The 26,819-nt window shown below is 61.3% G+C and carries 24 protein-coding genes; 9 read left to right on the top strand and 15 right to left on the bottom strand.

Annotated features, from left to right (window positions below; genetic code table 11):
- Positions 1-178: 178 nt before the first annotated feature.
- The 5 genes from bcsZ to AKL25_RS00240 all read right to left on the bottom strand — a co-directional run bounded on the left by bcsZ (position 179) and on the right by AKL25_RS00240 (position 9,693).
- Entirely contained in the window at positions 179-1,312 is a 1,134-nt protein-coding gene (gene bcsZ, locus AKL25_RS00260; protein WP_050475659.1) for a cellulose synthase complex periplasmic endoglucanase BcsZ, read from the bottom strand.
- Complete coding sequence (locus AKL25_RS00255) at positions 1,312-4,092, bottom strand: cellulose synthase subunit BcsC-related outer membrane protein (RefSeq protein WP_050475658.1); 2,781 nt, start codon at positions 4,090-4,092, stop codon at positions 1,312-1,314. The genes bcsZ and AKL25_RS00255 overlap by 1 nt, the downstream gene beginning before the upstream one ends.
- Before the next feature lie 13 nt (positions 4,093-4,105).
- Positions 4,106-6,460, bottom strand: coding sequence for a cellulose biosynthesis cyclic di-GMP-binding regulatory protein BcsB (locus tag AKL25_RS00250; RefSeq protein ID WP_083444517.1), 2,355 nt, complete (start codon positions 6,458-6,460; stop codon positions 4,106-4,108).
- Positions 6,441-8,795, bottom strand: a complete 2,355-nt coding sequence (bcsA, locus tag AKL25_RS00245) for a UDP-forming cellulose synthase catalytic subunit (protein ID WP_050475656.1) — start codon at positions 8,793-8,795, stop codon at positions 6,441-6,443. Before bcsA ends, AKL25_RS00250 begins: the two co-directional genes overlap by 20 nt.
- A gap of 388 nt (positions 8,796-9,183) precedes the next feature.
- Positions 9,184-9,693, bottom strand: coding sequence for a lipocalin-like domain-containing protein (locus tag AKL25_RS00240; RefSeq protein WP_050475655.1), 510 nt, complete (start codon positions 9,691-9,693; stop codon positions 9,184-9,186).
- Between the two features lie 145 nt (positions 9,694-9,838).
- Here AKL25_RS00240 and AKL25_RS00235 point away from each other — a divergent pair, with 145 nt between their 5' ends.
- Complete coding sequence (locus AKL25_RS00235; RefSeq protein WP_050475654.1) at positions 9,839-10,714, top strand: LysR family transcriptional regulator; 876 nt, start codon at positions 9,839-9,841, stop codon at positions 10,712-10,714.
- Positions 10,715-10,736: 22 nt separating this feature from the next.
- Here the strand turns inward: AKL25_RS00235 and AKL25_RS00230 are convergent, their stop codons facing one another.
- The 3 genes from AKL25_RS00230 to AKL25_RS00220 all read right to left on the bottom strand — a co-directional run bounded on the left by AKL25_RS00230 (position 10,737) and on the right by AKL25_RS00220 (position 13,467).
- Entirely contained in the window at positions 10,737-11,486 is a 750-nt protein-coding gene (locus AKL25_RS00230; protein WP_050475653.1) for an MgtC/SapB family protein, read from the bottom strand.
- Positions 11,487-11,600: 114 nt separating this feature from the next.
- Entirely contained in the window at positions 11,601-12,812 is a 1,212-nt protein-coding gene (locus AKL25_RS00225) for a DUF2252 domain-containing protein (protein ID WP_050475652.1), read from the bottom strand.
- A 172-nt stretch (positions 12,813-12,984) separates the two neighbouring features.
- A complete protein-coding gene (locus AKL25_RS00220) occupies positions 12,985-13,467 on the bottom strand; it encodes a multidrug/biocide efflux PACE transporter (protein WP_050475651.1) in 483 nt (160 codons plus the stop codon).
- A gap of 61 nt (positions 13,468-13,528) precedes the next feature.
- Here AKL25_RS00220 and AKL25_RS00215 point away from each other — a divergent pair, with 61 nt between their 5' ends.
- On the top strand, positions 13,529-14,398 hold the full coding sequence (locus AKL25_RS00215) for a LysR family transcriptional regulator (protein WP_050475650.1): 870 nt from the start codon (positions 13,529-13,531) through the stop codon (positions 14,396-14,398).
- Positions 14,399-14,410: 12 nt separating this feature from the next.
- Here the strand turns inward: AKL25_RS00215 and AKL25_RS00210 are convergent, their stop codons facing one another.
- Entirely contained in the window at positions 14,411-16,168 is a 1,758-nt protein-coding gene (locus tag AKL25_RS00210) for a methyl-accepting chemotaxis protein (protein ID WP_050475649.1), read from the bottom strand.
- A gap of 324 nt (positions 16,169-16,492) precedes the next feature.
- Between AKL25_RS00210 and AKL25_RS00205 the strand changes: the two genes are divergently transcribed.
- The gene (locus AKL25_RS00205; RefSeq protein WP_240475614.1) at positions 16,493-16,765 is read left to right on the top strand and encodes a hypothetical protein; all 273 of its coding nucleotides are present in this window, start codon (positions 16,493-16,495) and stop codon (positions 16,763-16,765) included.
- A 73-nt stretch (positions 16,766-16,838) separates the two neighbouring features.
- Entirely contained in the window at positions 16,839-18,206 is a 1,368-nt protein-coding gene (gene chrA, locus AKL25_RS00200) for a chromate efflux transporter (protein WP_050475648.1), read from the top strand.
- 24 nt (positions 18,207-18,230) lie between these two features.
- On the opposite strand, the gene AKL25_RS00195 is transcribed toward chrA, so the two are convergent.
- Complete coding sequence (locus AKL25_RS00195) at positions 18,231-18,695, bottom strand: MarR family winged helix-turn-helix transcriptional regulator (protein WP_050475647.1); 465 nt, start codon at positions 18,693-18,695, stop codon at positions 18,231-18,233.
- Between the two features lie 206 nt (positions 18,696-18,901).
- On the opposite strand from AKL25_RS00195, the gene AKL25_RS00190 reads away from it, so the two are divergent.
- Complete coding sequence (locus AKL25_RS00190) at positions 18,902-19,321, top strand: organic hydroperoxide resistance protein (protein WP_050475646.1); 420 nt, start codon at positions 18,902-18,904, stop codon at positions 19,319-19,321.
- A gap of 95 nt (positions 19,322-19,416) precedes the next feature.
- On the opposite strand, the gene AKL25_RS00185 is transcribed toward AKL25_RS00190, so the two are convergent.
- The 4 genes from AKL25_RS00185 to AKL25_RS00175 are packed head-to-tail and all read right to left on the bottom strand — an operon-like array spanning position 19,417 to position 21,992.
- The gene (locus tag AKL25_RS00185) at positions 19,417-20,736 is read right to left on the bottom strand and encodes an ATP-binding protein (RefSeq protein WP_050475645.1); all 1,320 of its coding nucleotides are present in this window, start codon (positions 20,734-20,736) and stop codon (positions 19,417-19,419) included.
- On the bottom strand, positions 20,733-21,473 hold the full coding sequence (locus AKL25_RS00180) for a response regulator (protein ID WP_050475644.1): 741 nt from the start codon (positions 21,471-21,473) through the stop codon (positions 20,733-20,735). The genes AKL25_RS00185 and AKL25_RS00180 overlap by 4 nt, the downstream gene beginning before the upstream one ends.
- Positions 21,474-21,480: 7 nt before the next feature.
- On the bottom strand, positions 21,481-21,624 hold the full coding sequence (locus AKL25_RS24025; protein WP_157050397.1) for a hypothetical protein: 144 nt from the start codon (positions 21,622-21,624) through the stop codon (positions 21,481-21,483).
- Positions 21,621-21,992 carry a GFA family protein gene (locus AKL25_RS00175; RefSeq protein ID WP_050475643.1) on the bottom strand — a complete coding sequence of 124 codons (372 nt, stop codon included), beginning with the start codon at positions 21,990-21,992 and terminating at the stop codon, positions 21,621-21,623. The genes AKL25_RS24025 and AKL25_RS00175 overlap by 4 nt, the downstream gene beginning before the upstream one ends.
- Positions 21,993-22,195: 203 nt before the next feature.
- Between AKL25_RS00175 and AKL25_RS00170 the strand changes: the two genes are divergently transcribed.
- From AKL25_RS00170 to AKL25_RS00160, 3 genes are all read left to right on the top strand, one after another.
- Positions 22,196-22,933 (top strand): cytochrome c biogenesis CcdA family protein, encoded by a 738-nt coding sequence (locus tag AKL25_RS00170; protein WP_050475642.1) that lies wholly within the window; start codon positions 22,196-22,198, stop codon positions 22,931-22,933.
- 19 nt (positions 22,934-22,952) lie between these two features.
- Positions 22,953-23,477: a thioredoxin family protein gene (locus tag AKL25_RS00165; RefSeq protein WP_050475641.1), complete on the top strand. Its 525-nt coding sequence runs from the start codon at positions 22,953-22,955 to the stop codon at positions 23,475-23,477.
- Positions 23,478-23,539: 62 nt separating this feature from the next.
- Positions 23,540-24,574 carry an alpha/beta hydrolase gene (locus AKL25_RS00160; RefSeq protein ID WP_050475640.1) on the top strand — a complete coding sequence of 345 codons (1,035 nt, stop codon included), beginning with the start codon at positions 23,540-23,542 and terminating at the stop codon, positions 24,572-24,574.
- Between the two features lie 60 nt (positions 24,575-24,634).
- Here the strand turns inward: AKL25_RS00160 and AKL25_RS00155 are convergent, their stop codons facing one another.
- Positions 24,635-25,879: an MFS transporter gene (locus AKL25_RS00155; protein ID WP_050475639.1), complete on the bottom strand. Its 1,245-nt coding sequence runs from the start codon at positions 25,877-25,879 to the stop codon at positions 24,635-24,637.
- Positions 25,880-25,999: 120 nt separating this feature from the next.
- Here AKL25_RS00155 and AKL25_RS00150 point away from each other — a divergent pair, with 120 nt between their 5' ends.
- Entirely contained in the window at positions 26,000-26,818 is an 819-nt protein-coding gene (locus AKL25_RS00150) for an AraC family transcriptional regulator (RefSeq protein WP_050475638.1), read from the top strand.
- Position 26,819: the final 1 nt, after the last annotated feature.

The following is a 26,819-nucleotide window of genomic DNA, read 5'->3' as shown; positions in this document are numbered from 1 at the left end:
TAAAGCGGATAGCCAGATTGACAACATGGATTGCCGATTGATGGATATACCCGGCAAATGGCGGGCCAGTATAGCTTTGGCGCAACTGCATCATTCCTTTGATCAACGAGGGAAATTGGCGGCAGAAAAGAAAAAGCCGGCAGGGCCGCCGGCTTGTCTGGTTTTCTCTTCACGTGTTTTATTTCATGCATGACAACCATGACGGCTGCAGATCACCATCCGCAGCGAAGCGATACTGTCCTTGCTCCCAGCCCCAGCCGAACAGCATCAGCACGCTGTTGTAATAGCCCTGGTCGCTGCTCTTGCTCCACTGCTCCTGCACCAGCTGCTGCTGGCCCTTGAGCGCCGCATCCAGTTTCAGGCTGCGCAGATACGGCAGCAGGCCGGCCGAGAAACCGACCGGCCCCTTGCCCTCGGCCGCGCCGCTGACGGTGTCGACCTTTTCCGGCGGCGCACCGTTGGCCGCCACGTGACGCGCCATACCCTGCAAACTGTTGCGCCATGCCTGCGCCAGCGGATCGCCGTCATCCGTCATGCCGGCCCACAGATAAGTGCGAATGGCGTCGTAGCTGCCGATGCCTCTGGTCTGCTCATCCGGCATGAAACCTTGCACCGCCTGATAGGCAGCCCAGTCGGGAACATAGCCTTGCGGCGACGATGATCGGATCAATTGCTGCGCCGTACCGATCAAGGCATTCCACGGCCCCGCCGCATCGACGCGCGCCAGCTTGCGCAACAGAGGTAACGGCAGATAACTCGGATTCAGGCGCCACGTCTCGTTGGCAAGGGCGAAGCCTTCCGGCCCCGGCAACAGCATCGCTCCCAGCTTCGGCAAATCGGTGATTTCCTTGTCCTTGATTTGCGCCAGCAAGGCCATGCCGGCTTTCTGATAATCGAGCATGCGCCACAGACGTCCGGCTTCCAGCAAGGCATAGGCGAACCACAGATCGGCGTCGGAAGCGGAATTCGGATCGAGCACGCCGTAGCTGCCATTGTCTCGTTTGCCCCATTGCCAGGCCGGCAACCTGTCGCTTCCCGCGCCGAGGTTGTCGCGGCTCCAGCGCCACAGCCGGGCGAACTGCTCGCGGTCGTTGGCGACCAGCGCAAAGAACATGCCGTAAGACTGCCCTTCGGAAGTGCTCTGCTGATTCGCTACCGACTGGTCGACGACACGTCCGTCGCTCTGGATGTGATGTTGCACAAACGCCTGCCATTGCGGCCACGCCTTGCAACTCTGCGCCATTGCCGGACCGGCTGTGGCCGATAAAGCCAGCGCAGCCGATGCCGCCAGAAAATCACGTCGCAACATCATTACCGTCCGTCATCCAGTTGCCCGTAAAAGTCGCGCGTGTTCTTCGGCAAGTCGCGGCTGAACACGGCGCCTCGATCCGAGAAGAAATAACGCAGGAACAGCATCGCCGCGTATTGGCGATCGCGCCCCGGCGTCACGTTGAGATCGCCCTGTGCGCCGATCTGCCAGCGCGTCCCGATCTGTTTTACCACGGCCAGCTGCAGATGTGCGTACATGCCGCTGTCGCTGCTGCCGCTGTAGCCGCAATTGATGGCGCTGCGGTTGACGGACGCATACGGTGTGGACAAGGCAAGCGGCAAACACGATGAGGCCGATTCGCTCGAACTGTTCCAGCCGAGTTCCAGATTGCCCGACCATTGGCGATCGCGTCCTTCCAGCGTCAGGAACTGCGAGGCGATACCCGCGCTGACTGAACGCTGCGGGCTATAGTAGCCGCCCAGCCCCCAGTCGTAGTGGTTCTGGTTATTGTCGTAGTGCAGGTAATGCAGCGCCGGGCCGACATTGAAGTAGTCGAAGCCTTGCCACTTGAGGTTGTAGCCCGCGCCGAGGTCGAGCGACGCCGCCTTGTTGTTCTGCACATTGCGGCCGTTGAACTGCGCCAGCTCGGCGCCGGCCGAGATGCTCCAATCCGGCGTCGCCTGCCACAAGGCGCGCGCGCCGATGGCGTTGCGACGCACGTCGCCCCACCACTGATCGCTGCCGGGCAAGCGCATGCCGCGCCATGACAACAAGGAGTCGCGCACCGGATTGCTGCCGGCGTAAGTTGACCAGCTGCCCCATGCGGTTTGCTGCGCGATGCTGAACTGGCCGTGCACATCGGTGCCGCCTGCGCCGCCATCCGTCGCGCCCAGCGCCGCCTGCCAGCTCAGGCGACCGAGGCTGGTCAGCCAGATGCTGTCATCGATAGCGAACCACAGATCCTGTGCGCTGACCTTACCTGACGCACGATAGTTCGCCGGCACGCCGATCGCCTGCGCCACCGGTGGCGCGCCGACCGTTCCCGCATCCAGCATCAGCTTGCGGAAGCGCAGATTGTATTGACGCGTGCCGTCTATCCACTCGCCGCGTATCGATGGCGCGAAAGTCTCCAGATGTCCCTGACCGTCGGCGCCGGCGTGATTCGAGAAAGTGAAACCGCTCGTGACCGAGGCCGCGTCAATCCCCTTGAGATTCTGCGGCAGATAAGACGGCAGACTCTTCTTCAGATCGATTGCCATGGCGGGATTGCCGCTCTCCAGTTGCTGCACGCTTTGTTCAGTTTTGCGCTGCAAGACGTAGGCGTCGACAAATTGTTTGCGGTAATACAGTTGCTGGCTTTGCAGCGCCGTGAGGTAGTCCTGCAACGGCGACTCCTGCGCTTCCGGCGCGCTGCTCAATTCCACCAGGCGGCCGCGTGCACCTTCGCTGAGCGCCCAGCCTTCGGCGCTGGCGGCGTCATGCTTGCTGCGGTATTGCGCGGCGAACAGCGCCGACGATTGTTCGTACTTGCCGAGGCCGTAGAGATTCCAGCCCCGCAGTTGTGCAGTCTGCTGTGCGCTCGCACCGAGCCGTTCGGCATCATCCAGCGCGCGCAGGCTCGCGGCGAAATCCTTCTGTTGATTCAGGGCATCGGCACGCAACATGCTCAAGCGCGCACTCTGCGGTTTGGCGCGCGGATCGGCGGCGACCAGCACTTGCTTCAGGATGGCTTCAGAAGCGGCAAGATCTTTTTTATCAAGACGGATCTGCAGCAAACCCAGTTGCGCATCGACGCTGTTCGGCGACCAGTCGCGTGCGCGCAGGAACCAGGATTCGGCATCCTCGCTGCGCTGATGCGCCAGCATGATCCAGCCGCTCAGCGTGGCCGCTGCACTGTCGCGATAAGCGTCGATTTGCGGCGCCATCTGTTGCGCCAGTTGCAGGCCGTCGTCGCTCTCCGGCGCCAATGCGGCCAGGCGTGTCAGGTCGCGGTCGTATTGCAGCCGGGTGAATTTGCTGTCGCTGTCGGGGTCCCGCTTGCCGGATTGCGCTTCGACGGCAATCAATTGCGTCACGCCGTCGCTGTCCGCGCCCAGGTTCTGCTGCGCCATGTACAGGGTGACGATGCGATTTGCGGCCGGCGTGCAATCTGGGAAGACGGAACGGTACAGCGCCAGCGCCTGTTCCTTGCGATCCGCCCGGGCCAGTACTTCCGCTGCGCGCCACAAGCGATCGATGCGGGCGCAGGAAAATTGTTCGGGATATTTTTGCAGCGCCTGTCCGATGTCGTCGGCATCCGCACGGGAAAACGCCGACTCGATATCGGCATCCTGCTGCTGGCGGCCGCGTTCCGCCAGCAAGGCAGCGGACGGCGTCCAGTCGGGATGTTGTTTGCGCAGCGCAGCGAGGTTCTGATCGAACTGCATCAGGCGCCGGGCGCGCAACAGGTTCCACAAGGGCCGGTCGTCGACGCCGCTGGCGGTTTCCGGCGCGGCGGCGGGCCTGGCCTGTTCCTGCGCGTCGCGTTGCAGGGCTTGCTGCACCTGCCGGCGCGTGGTCTGCGCCGTCGATCGCGCATCGCGCTCGCGTCGCTGCACATCCTGCCGTACTTGCTGTTGCGTCCGTCGCTGCACCTGCGCGCCATTGCCCTGACTGACCACGACATCGCTGCCGCTGCGCTGCTGGACAAGGTTTTGCGGCGCGCGCTGAACGGCGGCGACATTGCCCTGCTGCGCCATGCTGTCCGGCGTCGTCAGCATCAGGCCGCCCATGCCAAGCAGCACGATTGCGGCGGAGCGGCCCGAAGTCGTCTTCAACGGCATCGCTCGTCTTCCCTTATACGCCGTCGAGATTGCGGCGGCGACGCAGATGCGCACGCAGCAAACGCCAGCACAGCAAAGCCAGGATCGCCAGGGCAACCACGCTCACGCCGTACAGCGTCCACGGATATTTGGAGCCGATGTAGCCGAGATATTCGGCCTTGCCGATATGCCCTTCTTCATAGGTCGCACCGATACGCTGGGTCGCGACGTCCGGCTTGCCCAGCGTCAGCAGCGTCACATCGCCGGCCATGTTGTTCCAGTAGTTCGACGCCACCAGCTGGCTCATGCCCTCTTGCAATTGTGCCGGATTGGCCGAGGCGAATACGGTCGTCGTGGCGCCGCCCAGTTTCTGCGAGCGGAACTGCATCACCAGCAACTGATGCGCCAGCCTGGCGTCGCCGCTGACCACCGTGTTGAGGTAATCGGCGTCGGTGTTGCTGCGATTGGTGCCGGCCAGGGTCTGGAACTGCTGGCGGAACCAGCCCGACTCCTGCGACGGCGTCGCCATCGGGATCGAGGCGCCGGCGAACGTCAGATTGCCGTCCAGCTTCCACGGCGCATCGGCCAGCACATCGCGCGGCAGCGTAGCGGCATTGCCCACCACCAGCACACTGCGGTCCGCCGCCGGCGCACCGAAGGTCACTTGGGCGGCGCTCATCGGAACGGTCTGTTTCTGCGCCAGCTTGGCGAGCAAGGTCCAGGCCGCACCGATGGTGGCGCTGTCCTTGTCCGCGACTTGCAGGCTCAGATGACTGCCGTCGCTTTGCGTCACATACGGAAAGGCGTTGCTGGAGAAGCGCGCCAGGTCGGGCAATTCGGCGAAGCGATAGATGTAGGGAACCTTCACCGACGAACTGTCGAACAGGGTCATCAGCAGGGGACCGGTCTGCGAGCACAGGCGGTCCGGCAACACCACCGGGCGGAAGGACAGCACATTGGCGCCCGGACGGAAATTGCGCAGCGGCAGGCTCAGGCGATAGTTTTCGTAGTAGCCGCCCTGACGCTCATCGATCGTGATCGAACGCTGGAATACGTCGTTCAGATACAGATTGACCATCGACTCCGAATTGATCTTCGCGCCCTGCGAGAAATTCAGACGGAACTCCATCTGCGCATCTTCCTGCGCATAGACGTCCGGCGGCAGGTTGACGTTGACTTCGGCCGGCGCATTGCCGCTGAAAGCGCCGGTGTTGAATCCGAGTTGCTTGAAGTTGTAGGTGCCCTGCGCAGCGATGTTGGCTTGCGGCAGATAGGCCGGCATCCTGGGCGGCGTGAAGCTGTCGATGTTCCACTGGCTCTGCGACGGGAACTCCAGACGCTGCCAGGCGAACACTTCCGCCGCGCGCTGCACTTCCTTGTCGTCGCGGCCGGAGACGATCAGCATGACGTGCTGCCCGTCCGGCATCGGATATACCGCGAGGAAGCTGCCCTTGATCTGTTCAGCGATCTTCGGATCGAGGAAAGGCTTGAGCGATGCCGCCGTGCCCACCAGCAGATTGTCGGCGCCCGCCAGCGAGGTCAATGCCAGGCCAGGCGTGGCGCCACCGCCGTTGCCGCCGCTGCTCGCTTGCGCATCAAGCTGGCGGATGGCCGGCATCAGATAGCGCATCTTCAGGCCGATGCCTTGCGCCAGCATGCCGCCCGCACTCAGCGCAGCATCGGTGCCGGGATGGGCGGCGGTGACGATGTTGATCTTTGGCAGCGTCTGCACCTTGGGATCGAAGATGTCGTTCAGATCGGACAATTGCAAGGTCTGCGGCGTCAGCGGCTTCATCTCGGTCTGCAGCTTCAGCACCGAGGCCGTGGTGTCGATTTCGGTCCACAGTTCCGGCGCATTCGGATCTTCGCACTGACTGTCCTGGCTATGCTGCGCCACGCGGAAAGTCATCTGGTTGTAGCCAGGTTGCAGCAGCTCGGCCGGCAGGCGAATGTCGGCGGTGATTTCCGGCTGTCTGGCCGACAACTGCAATTGCGCGACGGTGCGGTTGTTGACCCGCACCACCAGCTGCGAGCGGTCGTTGATGGAAATCGAATTGGTCGTCACCAGATGCAGCACAGCCGACTTGACGGTCTCGCGGCGCGAGGCGGGAATGCTCAGCATGGCGCTGCTTTCCACACGCGTCAGGCGGATCGGTCCGACGCGGCTGCTCAGATTGGAAAGCGGCACGATCTTGCCGGGGGCTTCCTTGGTGACGGACGCTGCAGGCGTTGCAGGTGTTGCTACGGCGGATGCAGGCGCTTTCACCGGCGCCTGCGAAGACACCGGTTGCGCCTGCGCCCAACCGAACATGAGCGACAGACCGGCGACGATGGCGGCGAGCTTCATCCGGCTGCCGGGGAAAGCGAGTTCACGAGATGATGTAGGCATAGATTTTTTTAATCTTGTAGGGAAAAGATGCGACGAAACGAGAAGACACAACAGGATCGACCAGGCGGCGCTTCACGTAAGAGCCCAGTCCCTTGAAAAACAAAGCGTATTGGCCGCCGGCATGCACTGTACCGAGCTGGATGATCAGCAGCACGCTCCTGGCGATGCCGCGACTGCGGTTGCGATGCGCGCGATAGTCGGCCCAGCGGCGGCTGTCGCCTGACGACAGGGCCACCGTTTCCGACAGACCGGCGACGCTGCGATCGATGAATTGCACACCCACCACAATCGATTTCCTGTCTGCTGAAGGAAAGGTATTGCGCACCGCAATCGGCACCGCGCTGTCGTGATTGAGCGCACGGTTGAAGACGTGCAGGCAATTCAGTTCCTTGTGGATGCGCGGCGCTAGTCCGGCGTCGAAGGACAGCTGCGCACCGCCGGAGGAAATATCGATCACCCGGCACGGCACGCGGTCGCTCAGTTTTTCCTCTATCAGGGAATGGTCTTCCGGCGCGACGGCTTCAGTGATCGCCGGCATAGCGCCGTCCGCATTCAAGCCCACCTCTCCCACCATGTCGGTCGGCACGCGCGGCGTCGCGCGGCGCTGGCGGCGCTCGTACAGCACGCCGATGCAGGCATTGAGAATGATCAGGTTGAGCACGTCCCAGCCGATGGCCGACAGGATGACGTCGCGATGCTCGTCGGCGTGAAAGAATTTCCAGATGCCGATGATCAGCGTCGCCACCACCAGCGTGTACACCACATAGAACGGTCCCGCCAGTTGCGAGATGGTGTCTTCTTCCATGTGTTCGCCCTTGGGCGTCACGTTGAAACTCGGCGCACGCGGACTGCGGATTACCAGCAAGATCGCCTGCAGCGAAAACAGGGATTGCAGCATCTCGTACAGCTCGGAGATCAGGGTCCAGCGATAGCGCCCGAACAGGTAATCGGAAGTCAGAATCGCCCCCAGCATGGCCGGCAGGCCGTAGGCGAAGAACTCCGAAATATTGGCGTTGTAGAAGCGTAGCCCGAACACCAGGTAAGCCATCGGCGCCAGCAGCAGCATCACGCGCGCATAGCTGAAGAACCAGTAAAAGGTATTCGAGAAATAGCACAGCTTTTGTGGAATGCTCAGGCCCTTGAGGCGGAACACGTTCTTGAGCAGGAACAGCTGCACCATGCCCTGCGCCCAGCGCAGCCGCTGCACGATGAAGCTGGAGAAGGTCTCCGGCTGCAAGCCCGAAATCAGCGGCTCGTTGAGATAGGCGCTGCGGTAGCCGCAGGCATGCAGCTTCATGGCGGTCTCGGCGTCCTCGGTGATCGACACGCCGCCGATGCCGCCGACTTCATCCAGATGCGAGCGCCGCAGCACTGCCGCCGACCCGCAGAAGTAGGCGCCGTCCCAGAAATCCAGGCCGCGCTGGATGACGGCGTAGAACATCTCGTTTTCGGGCGGCATGCGGCCGAACATGTTGAGATTCTTTTCCACCGGATCAGGGTTGATGAAAAAGTGCGGCGTCTGCACCAGATACAGCTTCTCGTCCTGCTGGAAGAAGCCGACCGTCTTTTCGAGAAAGTCCACCGTCGGCACGTGGTCGGCGTCAAGAATCAGCACCAGGTCGCCATGGCAATGCGCCAACGCTTCGTTGACGTTGCCGGCCTTGGCGTGCTGGTTCTTTTCGCGCGTCAGGTAGATGCCGCCGTGGCGCGCCGCCAGCGCCTGCAACTCTTCATGGCGGTGCCGCGCTTCGGCGGCTTTTTCGGGCGAAGCCTGCGTGCGTTTTTGCAGCGTGCCGCCGTCATCGAGCAGATACACCTTGAGATGCGATCCGGGATAGCGCATGTCGAGCGCCGCTCGCAGCGTGACTTCGAGCAGGTCGGTGGGTTCGTTATAGGTCGGGATCAACACGTCGACGTGCGGCAGCTTGTCCGGGCTCATGTCGAGCGGCAGCGTCTCGCGGTCCAGCGGATGCACGTTGACGAAATAGCTCAGCAGCGCGATCACGACGCCGTAAATTTCCGCCGCGTACAGCAGCACCATGAAGATGAAATCGGGCAGTCCGTTGTAGCCCAACGTGTAGAAGGTGCGCCACCAGATATAGCGCAGCAGCAGGAACGCCGACAACATGAGGAAGAACACGCGGAAGCGCGTGACGTAGCCGAACTTGCGCAAGCCCTGCATCAGCACGATGATGCCGCCGGCAAGAATGCACTGCGCATAGAGGTCGACGCGCACGGAAACCAGCGCCAGTACGATGGCGACCACAACGGCCCAGGCGGCGAATACGCCGAGCCGCTTCAAAGCATTCAGGTTTCCGATCTTGTTCTCAGGCATCGTTGACGAGTGATGTGACAAACAATCCGAACATCTGGAAACACGCCATCCATGACAAAGCGGCAGCGTACCGGGCAAATTCCGGGGAGTTTTCGACTCCCTGCGTTTGACGGCGAATGAAGGTTTCCCCCCTTATTCCCCTTACCTGCCCCGAGCACTAGGATGAATTATTTCTAGACTGAAATAAAGCATTGTTTGTTTTTATCTAAAACATTTTGTTATCAATAGTGCAATTATATCGAGATAACTTGTTAAAAGAATAACAAAATGATTTCGCGTATCTTTTTTTCAACACAATCAAGGACTTAGATTGCTGCACGGAACCAACGCCGCATCATCTGCTGCTTGATAGCCGCTGCCGGGCAGCAAAAAACCGCCCGGATCGCAGCTAACGCGGCAGGCGCCGCCAGACTGAATAGGCGACCGTGCCGTTGCCGGAAGCGCTGGCCGGCACGCTATAAGTAAGCAGACCGTCTTTGAAGACATAGTCCCGCACTTGCTGTGCGCCTTCCCAATTCGGATAGGAAGCCGCCTCAATCTTGAACGTCAGTTGTTGCCTGGCGGCGTCGATGGCAATCCAGCCCGTATGCGTGCTGGAGCCCAGCACCGCTTCGCGATATTCCTCCGGCGTGCCGCGCGTCTTGTCGCCGGTGGCAAACTTCGGACGACCCGGCCGAAATATCTGCAGCGAATAGCGACCGCTTTTGTCGATCATCAGCAAACCCTCGGGATGCTCGCCATAGTTGGTGGTGCGCGTGCCGTCGGCCTTGATTTCATAGGCGGACGCCATGGACCAGACACCCTCGAACTCTGCCGCCATCAGTTGTCCGGCAACGGCGCCGAGCGGATACAGGCTGACGGCGACGCTGGCCAGCATGAGTTTGATATTCGTTTTCACTTCGCACTCCTCGGAAAGATAAGTTGGTTTCATCCCTGCATGAGCTTGGTCTTGAGAGACGGCCATGCAGGACGGCCAACGATACCGATCTTCCTGTCGGAGCGAAATTGGAGACTGTCGCACATCATCAGTGCATAATTGCACGATGAAATCGCCTGACTGGGACCACTTCCGTTTTTTTCTTGCGCTGGTTGACGCCGCTACGCTCACGGGCGCGGCGCGGGCACTGGGCGTGGAACACACCACCGTCGCCCGTCGCATCGACACGCTGGAAAGCGCCTTGAATGTCCGGCTTTTCGATCGTTTTCCGAAAGGCTGGGCGCTGACTTCAGACGGCGAAAGCATGGTTCCCCATGCGCGCCAGCTGGAAGCGGACATGCACGCGTTAATGCGCGCGACGACCGGCTCGGTTGCCCTGCAAGGCGTGGTTCGCGTATCGGCCCCGCCGGCGATCACAACGTATCTGCTGGCGCCGCATCTGCAAAAAGCCCTCAGGCACCTGCCGGAGATAGAGATCGAACTGCTGGCGCAATCCCGCCTGGTCGACCTGACGCGCCGGGAAGCCGACATCGCCCTGAGATTCCAGCGGCCAAGCTCGCCGGGTCTGGCGATTCGAACAGTCGCGGCCATCAATTACGGCTTGTACGCCCATCGCCGTTATCTGAAGAACCGGTCGCCGGACGCATGGGAATTCCTGGGCTACAACGACGGATTGCTGGATACGCCGCAGCAAAAATGGCTCGACGACATCAAAGGAGACCGGCGATACCGGCTGCGCAGCAACGACCTCAGCGTGCTGTTCGAAGCGGCCAATGCCGGTGAAGGCGTGGCCGTCCTGCCGGATTATTTTGAGCGCCGCACCTCCGGCCTGGTCCGCATTGCCTCGCCGGCTTGCCCGGTCAAACGAAAACTGTGGATAGTCTTGCATGAAGATGTCCGGCGTACTGCACGCGTCCGTGCTGTCGCCGATGCCATCATTGCGCTCTTTGCGCTAGTCGAGAACGAGCCGAAGCAGTCGTGAAAAGGCGATCCCCTGCCTGGACCTAGCCGCGCGCATGCGTCAGCTGAAACCCGGTGACGCCGGGCATAGACTGGAGTTTTTCGGAAAAACCGACAATCGGTTCTTCGACGGCGCGATTGACGATGACCGCGATGAAATGCCATTCGATCTTTTGCTCGCGCCTGACCACCGAGAACGAACGCCGGCCGATACGGCATCCCTGCTCCCGGGCCAGCGGTTCCAGCATGGCGGCGTCCGGCACCGCATCCTTGTCGAACTCCAGCATGACCGCGATGCCTTCCTGCGAAGGCAGGCGATTCTCGATCTTGCCGCCCAGCGCCATGCACGCGCTCGACAACAAGGCGAGGCCGATCGCCGCCGGATAGAGCTGAAGGCCAACCAGGATGCCGATCGCCGACGACGCCCAGATGGAAGCCGCGGTGGTCAGTCCATGGGTCGAGTATTGCTCGTGCACGATCACGCCGGCGCCGAGAAAGCCGATGCCGGTAACGATGCCCTGTATGACGCGCGTAGGATCGGGCACTGCCGTCGCCAGGCCGGCATGGCCGCCGAACCAGACATCGGGATGGCCGACGATGGCGACCAGCGCCGCAGACGCCATGCAAACGACGCCATAGGTACGCATGCCCGCCGCGTGCCCGTGATAGAAGCGCTCATACCCGACCAGTGCGCCCAGCAGCAGCGCCCCCAGCAGATCACCCACCAGCCGCAGGCTGGCATCAAGCGCCGGACCGGACCAGTACAGGGAAAAAAGATGATCGAATGAAGTCATGGCTTGTCAGAGGATGTGAATGGAAGAGTGCTCAGGCAATCGGAATAATCTCCGTGTATATCACAGGTATCGATCTCGCATGAATCGAGCTTGCCGGATTCAAGCTTGCATGAGTCAATCCGGCTGATCCGGCCGGAACACGCCGTCGTCGTAAGCCTCGCAATACGTCCGCCAATCCTGTTGCACCTCGGCTGCCAGTTCGGCGCAGGCCGGCAGCAGTTTGCTGCGCCATTTCCCGCGTGCTGCAAACGCGATGAGTTCATCCGCAATGGCCGAACCGTCGCGGCCTCCGCTGCGCAATTGCGACCAGGCGACGCATTGGCCCATGACCTTGATCACGCCGATCAGATGATCGATATGGTGCTTCTGGCCGGCCAGCGGCACGCGATCCTCAATCGGCTGCAAGGCGCGCAGCACATAGGACTGCCCGCCGATTTCAACGGCGTGCAAGAACGCGATCGACACCGCCTGCATGCGCCGCTGCAGAGCGACCACACGTTCTGCCTCAGTGCGCCAGTGCGGCTGAAGATGTCCGAGATGGCCGGCAATCGAAGACGGCAAAGCCTGCTTCAGATCCAGCAGATAGTTTTGATCGGGCGAGCCTTTGCCCTCGACCAGAATGGCGTAACGCTCCACGCCCAGGCTGCCGGTGCCGGCCACCCGGCGCGCCACGTCGAGGATCTGGTAAAACGCTGGCTGCGTCTGGGTGCATGCGAAGGTGTCGAGGAAGGTATGGATCTTGTGGCGCTGCGCGTCGGATACCGGCAGCAGTTTTTTGCCGTCGATGCGAAGGCGGCGCCGGCGGCCTTTTTGCTGCGTGCGCTTGTCGAGAAACTCGATGCGCGAGCGCAGTCTCACCTGCTCCAGCAATGCGCCGACCATGCCGGAACTGGTCTCGCGTTCAACCCAGCGCGCCTTGCCCAGCGCGAGAGCCGCAATGTAGGCGTCGATGAAATGTTCGGCCAGCATTGCGGCGTCGGCGTACGGCAAACCCAGCGCAGGCGCCCCCACCAGAATACTGACGATGAAGCGCGACAATTCCCATGTCGCCGGCGCCATGGCCGCTTCGTCAAAATCGTTGACGTCGAAATAGGCCAGCCGGTTATCACCTTTGTAGCTGCCGAAATTTTCCAGATGCAGATCGCCGCAGCACCAGACCGGCGGCGATGAAGCGAACATACCGCTCTTGGGCAGGCGGTCGTAGAAAAGATGGCAGGTTCCGCGCAGGAAGACGAAAGGATCGCTGCGCAGCGCCGCATATTTCATGGCCAGCCGTTCCGGATCGCGCCCGGCATTTGCCTTGCGTACGCGATTGATGATTTTCATGTGCTTGTTCCTGTCGGCATGAGCTGCACCGTTGTGCAGCCGGGTGTGCCGAGGAATCTACGCTAGTCGATCGCTCTCTGCAATCGCCGATGCGCCGGCGTGGATGAGGGAAGAAGGCCCGCAATCCCCCCGGATCAGGAGTGCGGGCTGTAAATCACATTAACAAGTGCAATCAGCAAGCGGCATTCTTGAGCATGCCGGCGCGCACCTTGTCGTAGCACCAGTTGAACACCAGGGTGTAAGGAAGAAAAAACAACACCAGCCCGATATCCAGCACGAACGCTTCCATCAGACCGATCCCCAGCCACCATGCCGCCATCGGCACCACGGCGAGGATCAGACCGGCTTCGAAGATCACGGCGTGCGCGATGCGGACCGGAAAGCCGCGCGGCTGCGCCGCCTTGGTCTTCCAGCGGCGCTCCAGGCGATCGAAGATGCTGTTGAAGATCACGTTCCACGCCATCGCCACCAGCGAAATCATCAGCGTCAGCAAACCTGCGTGGGCAAACGACACGCCCAGCAGCCAGGACATCACCGGCGCGCACAGCAACAGCGCCACCACTTCGAACAGGACGGCGTGCAAAAAGCGTTCATACAAGGTTTTTTCCAGAGTCACGGTGCTCTCCTTCCAATTGATGAAGGAGATTATCCCCATTTAATCTGATAGGATAAAATCATTAACCATCGGAAAAACCGATATAAAGAGGTCTGCATCCATGCTCCATTCCGTCGACGCCCTGCTGATGTTCATCGAATCCGCCAACCTCGGCTCCTTTTCGGCGGCGGCGCGCAAGCTCGACAAGCAGCAGTCCACCGTCAGCGAGGCCATCGCCAACCTGGAAATCGATCTCGGCGTCACGCTGTTTGACCGCAGCACACGCAAACCGACGCTGACCGAACACGGGCACGCCCTGCTGGCCCATGCACAGCAGATGCTCGACGCCAACGATCGCCTGAGCCGCGCCGCGCAACGCCTGGCCGGCGGCCTGGAAGCGCAGCTGAGTTTTGCGCTGTCCGACACCTATCAATCCGACGTCTTTGAAAAGAGTTTGTCGCAGCTGGAGCAACGCTATCCCGACCTGCGCCTGGAATGCCTGATCGCGGAAGACGAAGATGCGGTCGACCTGGTGCAGTCCGGCCGCGTGCAGATGGCGCTGGTGGCGGCGCAGACTTCCTATCCCCCCGACATCGGTTTCGAGACCATTGCCGATCAGTCCGAAATCGGCCTCTACGTCAGCACCAGACACCCGCTGGCGCGCGCCGCACAAGTCACCGGCGACATGCTGCGCGAGGTGCGCGAACTGCGCCTGAACACCTATCGCGACGAAGTCAAACCGCCGCGCTCGGGGTTCCACTGGTCGTCGTCGAGCTATCTGATCTTGCTGGAAATGACCGAACTGGGATTCGGCTGGGCCGAGCTGCCGCGCTGGATAGTCAAACGTTTCGGCGCCGCCGACCTCAAGGAACTGCAGGTCAACGGCTGGCCCAAAAATATCCAGGTGCATCTGATCTGGTCGCGCGATCGCGGACTGGGACAAGCCGGCAGCTGGCTGTGCAACACCTTCCTGTCGCCGCCGGCGTTGTGAATACGCCTCGGCTTAGAACTGTTCCCAATCGTCGTCCGAGGATGCTGCCGGCAGCTTGGGCTGTCTGGATTGCGTGACGACGGCGGGCGTCGCCGGCAGCTTCGCTGCAGGCTTGCGCGCTGCGCTCATTGCAACCGGTTGACTCTTCATCGCAGGAGCAGCAGCCGTTGCCGACGCGGCCATCGGGCTTGCCGCATGGCGCAGCGAAGCACCGCCGCCCGCGCCATCGAGCTTGAAAATGCTGACCACCTCGGTCAGGGTATGCGCCTGATCCTGCAAGGATTGCGCAGCGGCCGCGGCCTGCTCCACCAGCGCCGCGTTCTGCTGCGTCGATTCGTCCATCTGTGCGATGGCGCGATTGACTTGCTCGATGCCGTCGCTCTGCTCCTGGCTGGCGGAACTGATCTCGCCGACGATGTCGGTCACGCGGCGCACGCTGGCGACCACTTCGGTCATCGTCGCGCCTGCCTGCTCAACCAGCTTGCTGCCGGAGTCGACCTTCTGCACCGAGTTGTCGATGAGTTCCTTGATCTCCTTGGCGGCGCTGGCGGATCGTTGCGCCAGGCTGCGCACTTCCGACGCGACCACCGCAAAGCCGCGGCCCTGTTCGCCGGCGCGCGCAGCTTCCACCGCAGCATTCAACGCCAGGATATTGGTCTGGAAAGCGATGCCGTCGATCACGCTGATGATGTCGACAATCTTCTTCGACGACTCGTTGATGGCGCCCATGGTATCGATTACCTGAGCGACCACGCTGCCGCCCTGGACCGCCACGTCGGACGCCGAGACCGCCAGCTGGTTGGCCTGGCGTGCGTTGTCGGCGTTCTGCTTGACGGTCGAAGTGAGTTCTTCCATCGCCGAGGCAGTTTCTTCCAGCGAGCCGGCTTGCTGTTCAGTGCGCGACGACAGGTCTAGATTGCCGGTCGCGATTTCGCTCGATGCCGTAGCGATGGTGTCGGTGCCGCTGCGCACCTGGCCGACGATGCGCTGCAGATTGTCGTTCATGGTTTTCAGCGCCAGCAGCAGCTTGCCGGTTTCATCCTTGCGGCTGGTGTCGATACGCGAGGTGAGATCGCCTGCCGCCACGGTCTCGGCGATGCCGACGGCCTGGTTGAGCGGACGTGTGATACTGAGCGCCAGACGCCAGGCAAACATCCAGCCGGCGACAAACAGCAGCACGCCGAACGCGATCAGGAGATTGCGGCTCGTCATGTAGAGTTCATGAATGCTGGCGGCGATCTGGTCGATGCTGGAGCGCTGCAAATCGAGCAGCTGTTGCAGCGAATCGAGATAGCCTTTGGCTTCCACCGGGAAGACTTTTTCGAGGATGCGATTAGCCTCTTCAACCTGACCATCGGTCTTGGCTTTGGTGATGGCGTCGCGCGCCGCGACGTAGCGCTTGCGCACCGCGCTCAATTGCGCGAACAGTTCTTTTTCCCGATCGCTGGTGAGCAGCGCTTCCAGCGCCTTCTGCTGCTCGTTGGACAATTTGGTGGAGGTCGCTGCATCCTCTGCGAAGAAAGCGCCGAGGCTGGGATCGGAACTCTTGGCAATCGCAGTCGTGCGCCGCACGCTGGTATGAATGGTGCGATACCAGTCGGAGACCAGGCGTTCTTTCGCCAGCGGTTTTTCCATCATGGCCTGCGTGGTTTCGGCGACGGTATGCAGGCGCCAGATGCTCACGGCGATGACGCCGATGGCGGAAAAAAGGATGATGGCAAAGCCGAGATTCAGGCGTTTGCCGATATTCATGTTGGCGAAAAAATTCATTGTTATCCTTATTTGAATGTCGATCCGGGAAGCACCCCTTCCGGCAAATAAAAACATATTGCTGCTGCCCCGAAACCGCCCGTATTGTCGGTAATAAGGCCGTTTCAGAGATATAAGTATTACTACCTATTTCTCGTTTTAAAGGCTAACCGCTATTGATAACATTCGAAAATGTCGCCTTGATGAACGATGATTTTTTTCGGCCCGAACCGCACAACGCTTTGACGATCAGACAATGTTGTCGATCGGGCAAATGAAAAAGGAAACAATATGCAGCAAAGTTGGAAACGCACATTACAACTGACCGGAATTTCCACCTTGAAGATGGCGGTTGTCACAATGTCGTTGATGCCGGCCGCAAGCGTCCATGCATCCAGTGCGGATGAATGGGCGAAATTGAAAGCCGAGACGCGTGCGGCATGCCTGAGCCAGAGCGGATTCAAGCAAGCGAAAGTCTTGGAAGGCCCGATCATTTTTTCCAACCGGGTGCTCTATCGCATCGGCGGCATCTGGCCGCAAAAACACATGAAGGGAAAATCGGGCAAGGTGTATTGCCTGCATCCTTATCCGGACGGCAAGGCGGAAATCGTCGAGTAGCAAATACCTCACGCGGCGCGTCGGTTTGCAGGCAAAATTGGCTTTTTATCAAGCGCCATCGAGGATTCTGTCAATGAGCAAGACCGACGCTGCCCCGAACGTCGAAGCGGAAGCTCCGCCATCAGCAAGCTTTAAAGAAGCTTTTCTGTTCTGGCTGAAATTGGGGTTCATCAGCTTCGGCGGTCCCGCCGGGCAAATCGCTATCATGCATCAGGAGCTGGTTGAAAACCGCCGCTGGATATCGGAGCGGAGATTCTTGCATGCATTGAACTATTGCATGCTATTGCCGGGCCCCGAAGCGCAACAACTGGCGACCTATATCGGCTGGCTCATGCACAGGACGGCGGGAGGCGTTGTCGCCGGTGTGCTGTTTGTGCTGCCCTCGCTGCTGATCCTGATCGTCTTGTCATGGCTGTACATCGCATTCGGCAATCTGCCGGTAGTCGAAGGCCTGTTCTACGGCATCAAACCCGCTGTGACTGCGATCGTCTTGCAGGCAGCGTATCGGATCGGTTCGCGGGCGCTCAAAAACGGCGTGCTCTGGTCAATTGCGGCGGCTTCATTCGTCGCCATTTTCGCGCTCAATGTGCCGTTTCCCGCGATTGTCGCGCTGGCGGCGCTGATCGGCTATGCAGGCGGAAAAGTGGCGCCATCAAAATTCGCCGTCGGCGGCGGACATGCTGCGGCAAAGCAGTCGTTCGGAAAAGCGCTGATTGACGACGATACGCCAACGCCTTCGCATGCTTTATTTCGCTGGACCGGATTGCTGAAGATCATCCTCACAGGCGCGCTGTTGTGGATCATTCCGATGGGGGCGCTCACCGCATGGTATGGCTGGGATCACACCTATACGCAAATGGCATGGTTCTTCACCAAGGCGGCGCTCATGACCTTCGGCGGCGCCTATGCCGTCTTGCCGTATGTCTACCAGGGCGCGGTCGCTCATTTTTCCTGGCTGACGCCGACCCAGATGATAGACGGACTGGCGTTAGGGGAAACGACGCCCGGGCCGCTCATCATGGTAGTGGCCTTCGTCGGTTTCGTCGGCGGCTATGCGAAAGCCATATTGGGGCCGGATCATCTGTTTCTGGCCGGCGCGATTGCAGCAGCATTGGTGACCTGGTTTACCTTCCTGCCGTCTTTTCTGTTTATTCTTGCCGGCGGACCGCTCGTGGAGTCGACCCATCAAGATATCAATTTCACCGCGCCGCTCACGGCCATTACAGCCGCAGTCGTAGGCGTCATCCTGAATCTGGCGACGTTTTTCGGCTTGCATGTGTTGTGGCCGAAAGGTTGGATGCAAGGTTTTGACTGGATCGCAGCGCTCATTGCATTGGCCGCGGTGGTGGCCTTGCTCCGCTTCAAACGCAATGTGATTCACGTCATCATCGCGTGCGCAATTGTCGGTTTGCTGGTCAGGGTATTGTCTTGGCCGCAGTAAGCTTGAAACACGAATCCACGCAGCTCAGTTCCTGGCCTGCGTGGATTTGATCAGGTTGTCGCGCAACGCGGCGACCGATTCCTGGACGCGCGAAAACTCCGCCGACGTCAGACCGCAGGCGTCCACCAGATCCATACCCATTCCCTTTTCGCGCAAACGCCGGCCGGCATCGGTCAGGCTGATCAGCACCTGACGTTCGTCGCCGGGATCGCGCTGGCGGACCAGATATCCCATCGCCTCCAGTTTCTTGAGGATGGGCGTGAGCGTGTTCGATTCCAGAAACAGTTTTTCACCGAGGCTGCCGACGGTCTGGTTGTCCTGCTCCCACAAGGCGATGATGGCGATGTACTGGGTGTAGGTCAGGCCCAGTTCTTCCAGGATAGGTTTGTACGCCTTGCCGAAGGCGAGATTGGCCGAGTAGATGGCGAAGCACAGGAATTCCGAAAGCTTCGGGTTGGCTTGATCGGCGGTATCGGTGGTTTTTGGCATGGCGCTATAGCTCCTCGGAACACAAAGGCGTGTTTTACGCTCTCCATTATATATCGGACACGATTTAATCGAATGCGTTGACATCTTTAAATTTGTCGATATAATTCAACGCATTCGATTAAATCGAATGCGATTTAAATTACTTAAAACCCTTGCCGTACGTGAAAAATGTCCCGGCACCCCTATTACTCAGAGAGCATTTCATCATGACCCAACTGGAAAAAGTACTGTACACAGGCAAAACCCATACCTCTTCGGGCGGCCGCGACGGCTTTGCGCGCAGCTCGGACGGCCGTCTCGACATTCAACTGTCATCTCCCGGCAGCACAGGCGCCGGCACCAATCCGGAACAATTGTTCGCCGCCGGCTGGTCGGCCTGCTTCATCGGCGCCATGGGCCTGGCTGCGGGCAAGATGAAAGTCGCGCTGCCGTCCGACCTCGCCGTGGATGCGGAAGTCGATCTGGGCACCACCGACGGCGCCTACTTCCTGCAGGCGCGGCTCAATGTCAGTCTGCCGGGCGTGGAGCGTGAGGTCGCTCAGGCGCTGGTCGATGCCGCCCATGCAACCTGCCCCTACTCCAAGGCCACACGCGGCAACATCGGCGTGGAAATCAATCTGGTCTGAAACTGATCTGCCTGTGCTGGAATGAAAAAGGCCTGCCCTTATCTCATCGATAACGGCAGGCCTTTCCTATGCAATACACAACCGGCGCAAAACGTTCAGCGCCTCCTGGGCAACGTCAGCCGCGCCTCCAGCCCGCCTTGCGGCAGGTTGTGCAAGGACAGCGAGGCGTCCATCGCCAACGCCAGTTGCCGCGCAATGGCCAGCCCCAATCCGGTGCCGCCGGTCTGCCGGTTGCGCGATTCTTCCACCCGGTAGAAAGGCTGGAATACCGCCTCCAGCAACTCGGGCGGAATCCCCGGCCCGCCGTCGCGCACCGAGATCGTCACCGGACCATCGGGCGCGATTGCAGCCACCCCGATACGTGCGCTGCCGCCGTACTTCAATGCATTGTCGACCAGGTTGCCGAGGATGCGCCGCAAGGCCTGCGGACGCGTCACCAGCGTCGCGCCGACGCTTCCCTCCAGGGACACCTCGCTGCCGCCATCGACATAGTCCAACACCATGCTGTCGAGCAAGGCATCCGGGTCGATGCGGATGGGCGCCTCGGCGGCGCCGTGCAAGGTGCGCGCATAGGCCACGCCTTCCTTGACGAGGTTTTCCATCTCCTGCAAATCCTGTTGCAGTCTGGCGTGCTGCGGGTCCTCGTCCATCACGTCGACGCGCAAACGCATGCGCGTGATCGGCGTCTGCAGGTCGTGCGAAATCGAGGCGAGGATTTGCATGCGTTCGGTCATGTAAGTGGCGATACGGTCCTGCATGGCGTTGAAGGCTTTGGATGCGCGCGCCACTTCCGAGGGGCCGTCTTCCGGCAAGCGCGCCGCCTTGAGATCGGGGCCGAGCGCGTCGGCCGCGGTCGCCAGCGCGTGCAGCGGACGCGTCGCCAGCCGCACCGCCAGCCAGCAGCAGGCGGCCAGCACGATTAGTTGCAACGCCAGCACCAGCGGCAGCCACGGCGACAGCGGCACGCCCGACATCGGCCGCATGTCGATGGTCAGCGGGGTGCCGTCGGTCAGCTTCAGATGCACCTGCATGCGCTCCTTGTCGCCGGGCACGGCGTTGACGGTCAGTGCATAGTCGGTGCCGATGCCGTCGGCGATCGATTTCGCCACCATCTTCGACAGGCGCGCATCGGGAGGCGTGCCGGTGATGCCGGGGCCGAGAATGAATTCATAGCTGCGGCGCGCCAGGCGCGGCAGCCATTGCGGGCGTTCAGCGGGAGGCAGGTGGTCGAGCAGCGCCACCGAGCTGGCCGCTTCGCGCTCGATATACCCCATCATGACATTGGTGGTGGCCTGATCGCGCTCGGTCAGCGTGAGCCAGAACGACAAGGTCTGCGCCAGCACCAGCCCGACGCAGAGGATCAGCGCCAGCCGGGCGAACAGCGTGCGCGGCCAGTGCAGGAAGGGCAATTTCATTGTTCGCCTTCCATCAAGGTGACGGCCGCTGAAAATACATAGCCCTCGTTGCGCAGCGTCTTGATATAGCGCGGTTCGCGCGCGCCGTCCTGCAAGCGCTGGCGCAGGCGGCTGACCAGCAGATCGATGGAACGGTCGAAGGGATCCGCCGCCCGTCCCTGCGTCAGGTTGAGCAGCTGGTCGCGCGTGAGCACGCGCTGGGGATGATCGAGGAACACGCGCAACAGGCGGTATTCGGCGCCGCTCAGCGCCACCATGGTGCCGTCCTGATCGAGCAGGTGGCGCGCCGTGGTGTCGAGACGCCAGTCGCCGAAGCCGAGCAACTGCACCGCTTCGCTCACCTGCATGTTGGGCGGCAGCATACGCGCGCGCCGCAGCACCGAGCGGATGCGCGCCATCAGCTCGCGCACGGCGAACGGTTTGGTGAGATAGTCGTCGGCGCCCATTTCCAGGCCGACGATACGGTCGGTTTCTTCGCTGCGCGCGGTGAGCATCAGCACCGGCACGGCCTTGAATTTGCCGACGCGCAATTCGCGGCACAGCACCAGGCCGTCTTCGCCGGGCAGCATCAGATCGAGCACGATCAGGTCCGGCGCGCCCTGCTCCAGCACGGCGCGCATCTGGCGCCCGTTGGCCGCCAGCGATACGCGCATGCCGTTCTTTTCAAGATAGGCAGCCAGCAATTCACGGATGCCGCGGTCGTCGTCGACGATCAGGATGTGGTCTTGGTTTTCCATGCGGCGATCATACCTTAGCTCGTTTGCGGCGGCGCGTCGGTTCCGTACTTGCCACGTTCAGCAGCGAGCAATACACCGGCCTGGCCATCTCGGTCGCGAAACCGCCCGCCACGAAAGCGAAGATCGCCAGCACTCGCCTCAGCTGCCTCATGCGTCCTCCAGCACGGACAGGCTGGCGCCGTCGGCCACGCCTGCTTCCAGCGCGTACGGATCGACGCCTTCCAGGCAACCGATATTGACGCGCCAGAGCAGCGGATCCTTGCGGGTCTGATGAAAAGGATAGATGCCGCAGTGCTTGCAGAAATAGTGCTTCGCGGTACGTGTGTTGAACTGATACAGCGTGAGTGCATCTTCGCCGCTCAGGATCTTGAGTTCTTCCGCCGGAAACAACGGCGTCATCAGCGCGCCCTTGCGGCGGCACAAACTGCAATTGCAACGTCCGGCCGGCGTCAGCGCGGTGCGGACTTCAAAATGGACGGCGCCGCAATGGCAGGATCCTTGGAAAGTTTCTGTGGTCATTTTCTTCTCCCCGATGTCAGGTGGTTGGCAATGACTGCATTTATAAATCAATGCGAAAACAAGTCCGCAAACGATTTGTGTCTCAATGTATCTGGCTCGTACACATACACAAAACATTGCACCCGGGCGGCTTTGCGGACACAAGCCAGATACGTCCAGGCGTTCCAATACGGTCATCGCAACCAACATTGGAAATCGCTACCATGCACAGCTTCCTCGAAACGCCATTCGCCCTGCTGGCCGGCCTGCTGACCATCGCCTCGCCTTGCGTGTTGCCCGTGTTGCCGATTCTGCTCGGCAGCTCGGTCAGCGCTTCCGGCACCGCCGGCGCCGGAGAAACAGTACCCGACCGCACCCGCCCGCTGTTCATCATCGCCGGCTTCATCCTGAGCTTTTCCGCCTTCGCCATGCTGCTGGGCGCCGTCTCCAGCACCGTCCACGTGGCGCAGGAGGTCTTGCGCAATACCGCCATCGCCCTGCTGGCGCTGTCCGGCCTGCTGCGCCTGTGGCCGCGTCCTTATGAATGGCTGGTGGCGCAGTTGCAAGCCCCGCTGCAACGCATGCACGCGGCGCCAAGCAAACCCAAAGTGCATGCCGGCAACACCGGCGGCTTTGTACTGGGCATGTCGCTGGGCGCGGTCTGGACGCCATGCGCAGGGCCGGTGCTGGCCTCGATCCTGGTGCTGGTGGTCAAGGCCCAGGACCTCGGCTGGTCGGCCTTGCTGCTGCTGATGTACGCCATCGGCGCAGCGCTCCCCATGCTCGCCATCCTCTACGGCGGCCAATACATCACCCGCCATGTGCGTGTGGTGTCGCGTCACACGCAACGCCTGCAGCAGCTGTTCGGCGTGCTGGTGGTGCTGACCGCGCTGGCCATCTATCTGCAATACGACGTGCTTATTACCGCCGCACTGTCTTCCCTGTTTTCTTCTTCCATCTGACCTCTGAAAGGAATCCATCATGCTTTCCCGACTCAAGACTTTCGCCGCCCTGACCGTGCTGGCCGCTGCAACCTCCACCGCCTCCGCCGGCGCACTCAGCAAAAGCGTCGCCGCGCCGGAATTCAGCGGCATCGACAAGTGGCTCAACAGCGAACCGCTGACCATGCAGCAACTGCGTGGCAAGGTGGTGCTGGTCGACTTCTGGACCTACACCTGCATCAACTGCATCAACACCCTGCCCTACGTCAAATCCTGGTACCAGAAGTACAAGGACCAGGGCCTGGTGGTGGTCGGCGTGCACACGCCCGAGTATCCCTTCGAGCGCAACACCGACAACGTCAAGACCGCTATCAAGCGCTTCGGCCTGAGCTACCCGGTGGCGCAGGACAACCACTACGCCACCTGGACTTCCTACAACAACCAGTACTGGCCGGCCTTCTACCTGATCGACAAAAAGGGACAAGTGGTCTACACGCACTTCGGCGAAGGCCAGTACGCGCAGACCGAAGCGGCCATCAAGAATTTGTTGGCGCAGCCACAGTAACGCCATTCCGTCACGCAACAAAACAAACCCGGCTCACTGCCATCACATCCAAGGAGAAAAACATGTCCGATCAGATCAACCAACGCCGCCGCCGTTTCTTCGGCGCCGCCGCAGCCACCGTCGCCACCGCGCAGCTGAGCTTCAGCACACTTGCCCATGCACAAAGCGTGATCGCCGGCGCCTCGTCGGCAAGCGCAGCAGGCTTTACCGGCATCAGGCAAATCGACGCCGGCGTGCTCAACATCGGCTACGCGGAAGTCGGCCCGGCCAATGGCCAACCGGTCATCCTGCTGCACGGCTGGCCCTACGACATTCACAGCTTCGTCGACGTTGCGCCCTTGCTGGCGGCCGCCGGCCATCGCGTGATCATCCCGCATCTGCGCGGCCACGGCAGCACGCGCTTCCTGTCTGCGGACGCGCTACGCAACGCCCAGCAATCGGCAGTGGCGCAGGACATCATCGCGCTGATGGATGCCTTGCGGATTCCTTCGGCGGTCATCGCCGGTTTCGACTGGGGTGCGCGCACCGCGTGCATCATGGCGGCCTTGTGGCCCGAGCGTTGCAAGGCGCTGGTATCGGTGAGCGGCTATCTGATGACCAACCTGGCCGCGGCCAAGAAGCCGCTGCCGCCCAAGGCGGAGTTCGACTGGTGGTATCAGTTCTACTTCACCACCGAGCGCGGCGTGACGGGCTACACGCAATACCGCCGCGAGTTCGCCGAACTGATCTGGAAGACCGCCTCGCCGAAATGGCAGTTCGACGCCGCCACCTTCAATCGCAGCGCCGCGTCCTTCGACAACCCGGACTACGTCGCCATCGTCGTCCACAACTACCGCTGGCGTCTCGGCCTGGCTGACGGCGAACGCAAGTACGACGCACTGGAACGCCGCCTCGCCGACCTCCCCGTGATCGGCATCCCGACCATCACCATGGAAGGCGACGCCAACGGCGCGCCCTTCCTGCCGCCGGCCTTGTATCGCAACAAGTTCTCGGGGAAATATGAACACCGCAACCTCAGCGGCGGCATCGGCCACAACCTGCCGCAGGAAGCGCCGCAGGCATTCGCCGACGCGGTGCTGGCAGTGACCAAACTGTAATTCCGGCATCAACGACAATATCCGCCGCAGCGGATATTGTCGTCAGCCCTTATGTCGGGATCAATGCTTCAGATTCGGCAGGAACACCGTCAGCACGCCGGCCAGCGGCAGCCAGGCACAGACGGCATACACCGCAGCGATGCCATACAAGTCCGCCAGATGTCCCAGCAGCGCGGCGCCGATGCCGCCGAAGCCGAACATCAATCCGAAGAACACACCCGCCACCAGTCCCACCTTGCCCGGCACCAGCTCCTGCGCATACACCACGATGGCCGAGAACGCCGACGCCAGGATAAAGCCGACGCACACGCACAGCACACCGGTCCAGAACAAGTTGGCATGCGGCAGCGCCAGCGCAAACGGCGCCGCGCCGAGGATGGAGAACCAGATCACGCGCTTGCGTCCGATCTTGTCGCCGATGGGACCGCCGAAGAAGGTACCCAACGCCACCGCCCCGAGAAACAGGAACAGCAGGATCTGCGAATCGCCGACCGCCAGATGAAACTTGTCGATCAGGTAGAAAGTGAAATAACTGGTGAAGCTCGCCATGTAGAAGTACTTGGAAAACACCAGCAAGGCCAGCACGACCAGCGCCTTTTTCACCGCTGCGGGAGCCAGGTCGTGATGCGCGACCGTCTTGCCCTTCTTCGCGCCGGCGGCCAGATGATGGCGATACCAATTGCTCACGCGCGACAGCGTGACGATGGCCACCACGGCGATGATGCAGAACCACGCGATGTTAGGCTGGCCGAACGGCACCACGATCGCCGCCGCCAGCAAGGGACCCAGCGCAGAGCCCGCGTTGCCGCCGACTTGAAACGTCGACTGCGCCAGGCCGAAGCGGCCGCCGGACGCCATGCGCGCAATGCGCGACGCTTCCGGGTGAAAGGTTGAAGAACCGATACCGATCAGCGCCGCCGCGAACAAAAACCAGCCGAAGCTGCCGGCCATCGACAGCAGCACCACGCCGATCAGCGTGAACACCGCGCCGCAAGGAAGCAGCAAAGGCTTGGGATGCTTGTCGGTGTACATGCCTATCCACGGCTGTATCAGCGACGCCGTTACCTGGAACGTGAGAGTGATCAGTCCGACCTGCGTAAAAGTCAGGCCGTAGTTTTGCTTGAGCATCGGATAGATCGACGGCAGCAAAGCCTGGATCAGGTCGTTGATCATGTGCGCGAAGCCGACTGCGAGGACGATGCGCAAGACCAGGGGCGTGGAGCCGTTGTTGCCGGATGCGGCCGATGGCGCGGGAGCTTTATCGGCCAGCGCAGCACCGAGCGTAGATGAGCTGTTGATTGTCATGGATAAAAATGAATGAACGCGAAATGGAGAGGAAACCTGCAAGGAACACGTCAATGGTATATTGGCATTTAAAAACCGTAATGCCATTTTCCATCGATTAAGTGACAACACGCCCGCATCATGAAAATCGTCCATTCCAGCGCCAAGGCCGCCAAACTCCAACAACTGCCGCAAGCCGTCGTCGCCTTCAGCCGCGACTTCGACAACGGCCAGCTGCTGGCGCCGCATTCGCATCCGCGCGGGCAATTGCTGTACGCGGCCGAGGGCGTGATGCAGGTGCGCACGCCGCACGGCTTGTGGGTCATTCCGCCGCAACGCGCGCTGTGGGTGCCGTCGGAACTGGAACACGAAATCCGCATGCTCAGTGAAGTGCATCTGCGCACGCTCTACATCCGGCGGGAGCAATCGCAGCAGATCGGCGACGCCTGCCGCCTGCTGGAAGTCAGCCCGCTCTTGCGCGAGCTGATCCTCGCGCTGCTCAAGGAAAGCGCCGACTACGACATCCAGGCGCGCGGCGGCCATCTGGCGCAACTGATCCTGTCCGAGATTCATGGCGCGACCTCGATCCCCGTCGCTATTCCCTGGCCGACGGATCGCCGGCTGATAGCGATCTGCGAAGCCATCCTCGGCAATCCCGGCAGCCTGAATTCGCTGGAACAATGGGCCGAGCTCGGCGGCGCCAGCGCGCGCACCGTGATCCGCCTGTTTCCCAAAGAGACCGGCTTGCAGTTCCGTCATTGGGTGCAGCAAGTGCACATCACCGAGGCGCTGCTGCGGCTGGCGCAGGGAGACGCGGTGGAACGTATCGCAGAAAAGCTCGGCTACAAGAGCGCCAGCGCCTTCACCAGCATGTTTCGCAAAGTGCTGGGCAAGACGCCGAGCCAATATGCCGCGCATGGCCGGCCGGCATTGCGACCTGCCTTGAAGCCGAGGACATAGA

The sequence above is a fragment of the Herbaspirillum rhizosphaerae genome, assembly GCF_001189965.1.
In the GTDB taxonomy this organism is placed as follows: domain Bacteria; phylum Pseudomonadota; class Gammaproteobacteria; order Burkholderiales; family Burkholderiaceae_D; genus Herbaspirillum; species Herbaspirillum rhizosphaerae.
The sequence above is the reverse complement of the archived record's forward strand: the minus strand, read 5'-3'. Positions and strand labels throughout refer to the sequence as shown.

Coding starts and splice junctions, on each gene's coding strand:
- bcsZ (WP_050475659.1), bottom strand. CDS start 1,312: ATGATGTTGCGACGTGATTTTCTGGCGGCATCGGCTGCGCTGGCTTTA.
- AKL25_RS00255 (WP_050475658.1), bottom strand. CDS start 4,092: ATGCCGTTGAAGACGACTTCGGGCCGCTCCGCCGCAATCGTGCTGCTT.
- AKL25_RS00250 (WP_083444517.1), bottom strand. CDS start 6,460: ATGCCTACATCATCTCGTGAACTCGCTTTCCCCGGCAGCCGGATGAAG.
- bcsA (WP_050475656.1), bottom strand. CDS start 8,795: ATGCCTGAGAACAAGATCGGAAACCTGAATGCTTTGAAGCGGCTCGGC.
- AKL25_RS00235 (WP_050475654.1), top strand. CDS start 9,839: ATGAAATCGCCTGACTGGGACCACTTCCGTTTTTTTCTTGCGCTGGTT.
- AKL25_RS00230 (WP_050475653.1), bottom strand. CDS start 11,486: ATGACTTCATTCGATCATCTTTTTTCCCTGTACTGGTCCGGTCCGGCG.
- AKL25_RS00225 (WP_050475652.1), bottom strand. CDS start 12,812: ATGAAAATCATCAATCGCGTACGCAAGGCAAATGCCGGGCGCGATCCG.
- AKL25_RS00220 (WP_050475651.1), bottom strand. CDS start 13,467: ATGGGGATAATCTCCTTCATCAATTGGAAGGAGAGCACCGTGACTCTG.
- AKL25_RS00215 (WP_050475650.1), top strand. CDS start 13,529: ATGCTCCATTCCGTCGACGCCCTGCTGATGTTCATCGAATCCGCCAAC.
- AKL25_RS00210 (WP_050475649.1), bottom strand. CDS start 16,168: ATGAATTTTTTCGCCAACATGAATATCGGCAAACGCCTGAATCTCGGC.
- AKL25_RS00205 (WP_240475614.1), top strand. CDS start 16,493: ATGGCGGTTGTCACAATGTCGTTGATGCCGGCCGCAAGCGTCCATGCA.
- chrA (WP_050475648.1), top strand. CDS start 16,839: ATGAGCAAGACCGACGCTGCCCCGAACGTCGAAGCGGAAGCTCCGCCA.
- AKL25_RS00195 (WP_050475647.1), bottom strand. CDS start 18,695: ATGCCAAAAACCACCGATACCGCCGATCAAGCCAACCCGAAGCTTTCG.
- AKL25_RS00190 (WP_050475646.1), top strand. CDS start 18,902: ATGACCCAACTGGAAAAAGTACTGTACACAGGCAAAACCCATACCTCT.
- AKL25_RS00185 (WP_050475645.1), bottom strand. CDS start 20,736: ATGAAATTGCCCTTCCTGCACTGGCCGCGCACGCTGTTCGCCCGGCTG.
- AKL25_RS00180 (WP_050475644.1), bottom strand. CDS start 21,473: ATGGAAAACCAAGACCACATCCTGATCGTCGACGACGACCGCGGCATC.
- AKL25_RS24025 (WP_157050397.1), bottom strand. CDS start 21,624: ATGAGGCAGCTGAGGCGAGTGCTGGCGATCTTCGCTTTCGTGGCGGGC.
- AKL25_RS00175 (WP_050475643.1), bottom strand. CDS start 21,992: ATGACCACAGAAACTTTCCAAGGATCCTGCCATTGCGGCGCCGTCCAT.
- AKL25_RS00170 (WP_050475642.1), top strand. CDS start 22,196: ATGCACAGCTTCCTCGAAACGCCATTCGCCCTGCTGGCCGGCCTGCTG.
- AKL25_RS00165 (WP_050475641.1), top strand. CDS start 22,953: ATGCTTTCCCGACTCAAGACTTTCGCCGCCCTGACCGTGCTGGCCGCT.
- AKL25_RS00160 (WP_050475640.1), top strand. CDS start 23,540: ATGTCCGATCAGATCAACCAACGCCGCCGCCGTTTCTTCGGCGCCGCC.
- AKL25_RS00155 (WP_050475639.1), bottom strand. CDS start 25,879: ATGACAATCAACAGCTCATCTACGCTCGGTGCTGCGCTGGCCGATAAA.
- AKL25_RS00150 (WP_050475638.1), top strand. CDS start 26,000: ATGAAAATCGTCCATTCCAGCGCCAAGGCCGCCAAACTCCAACAACTG.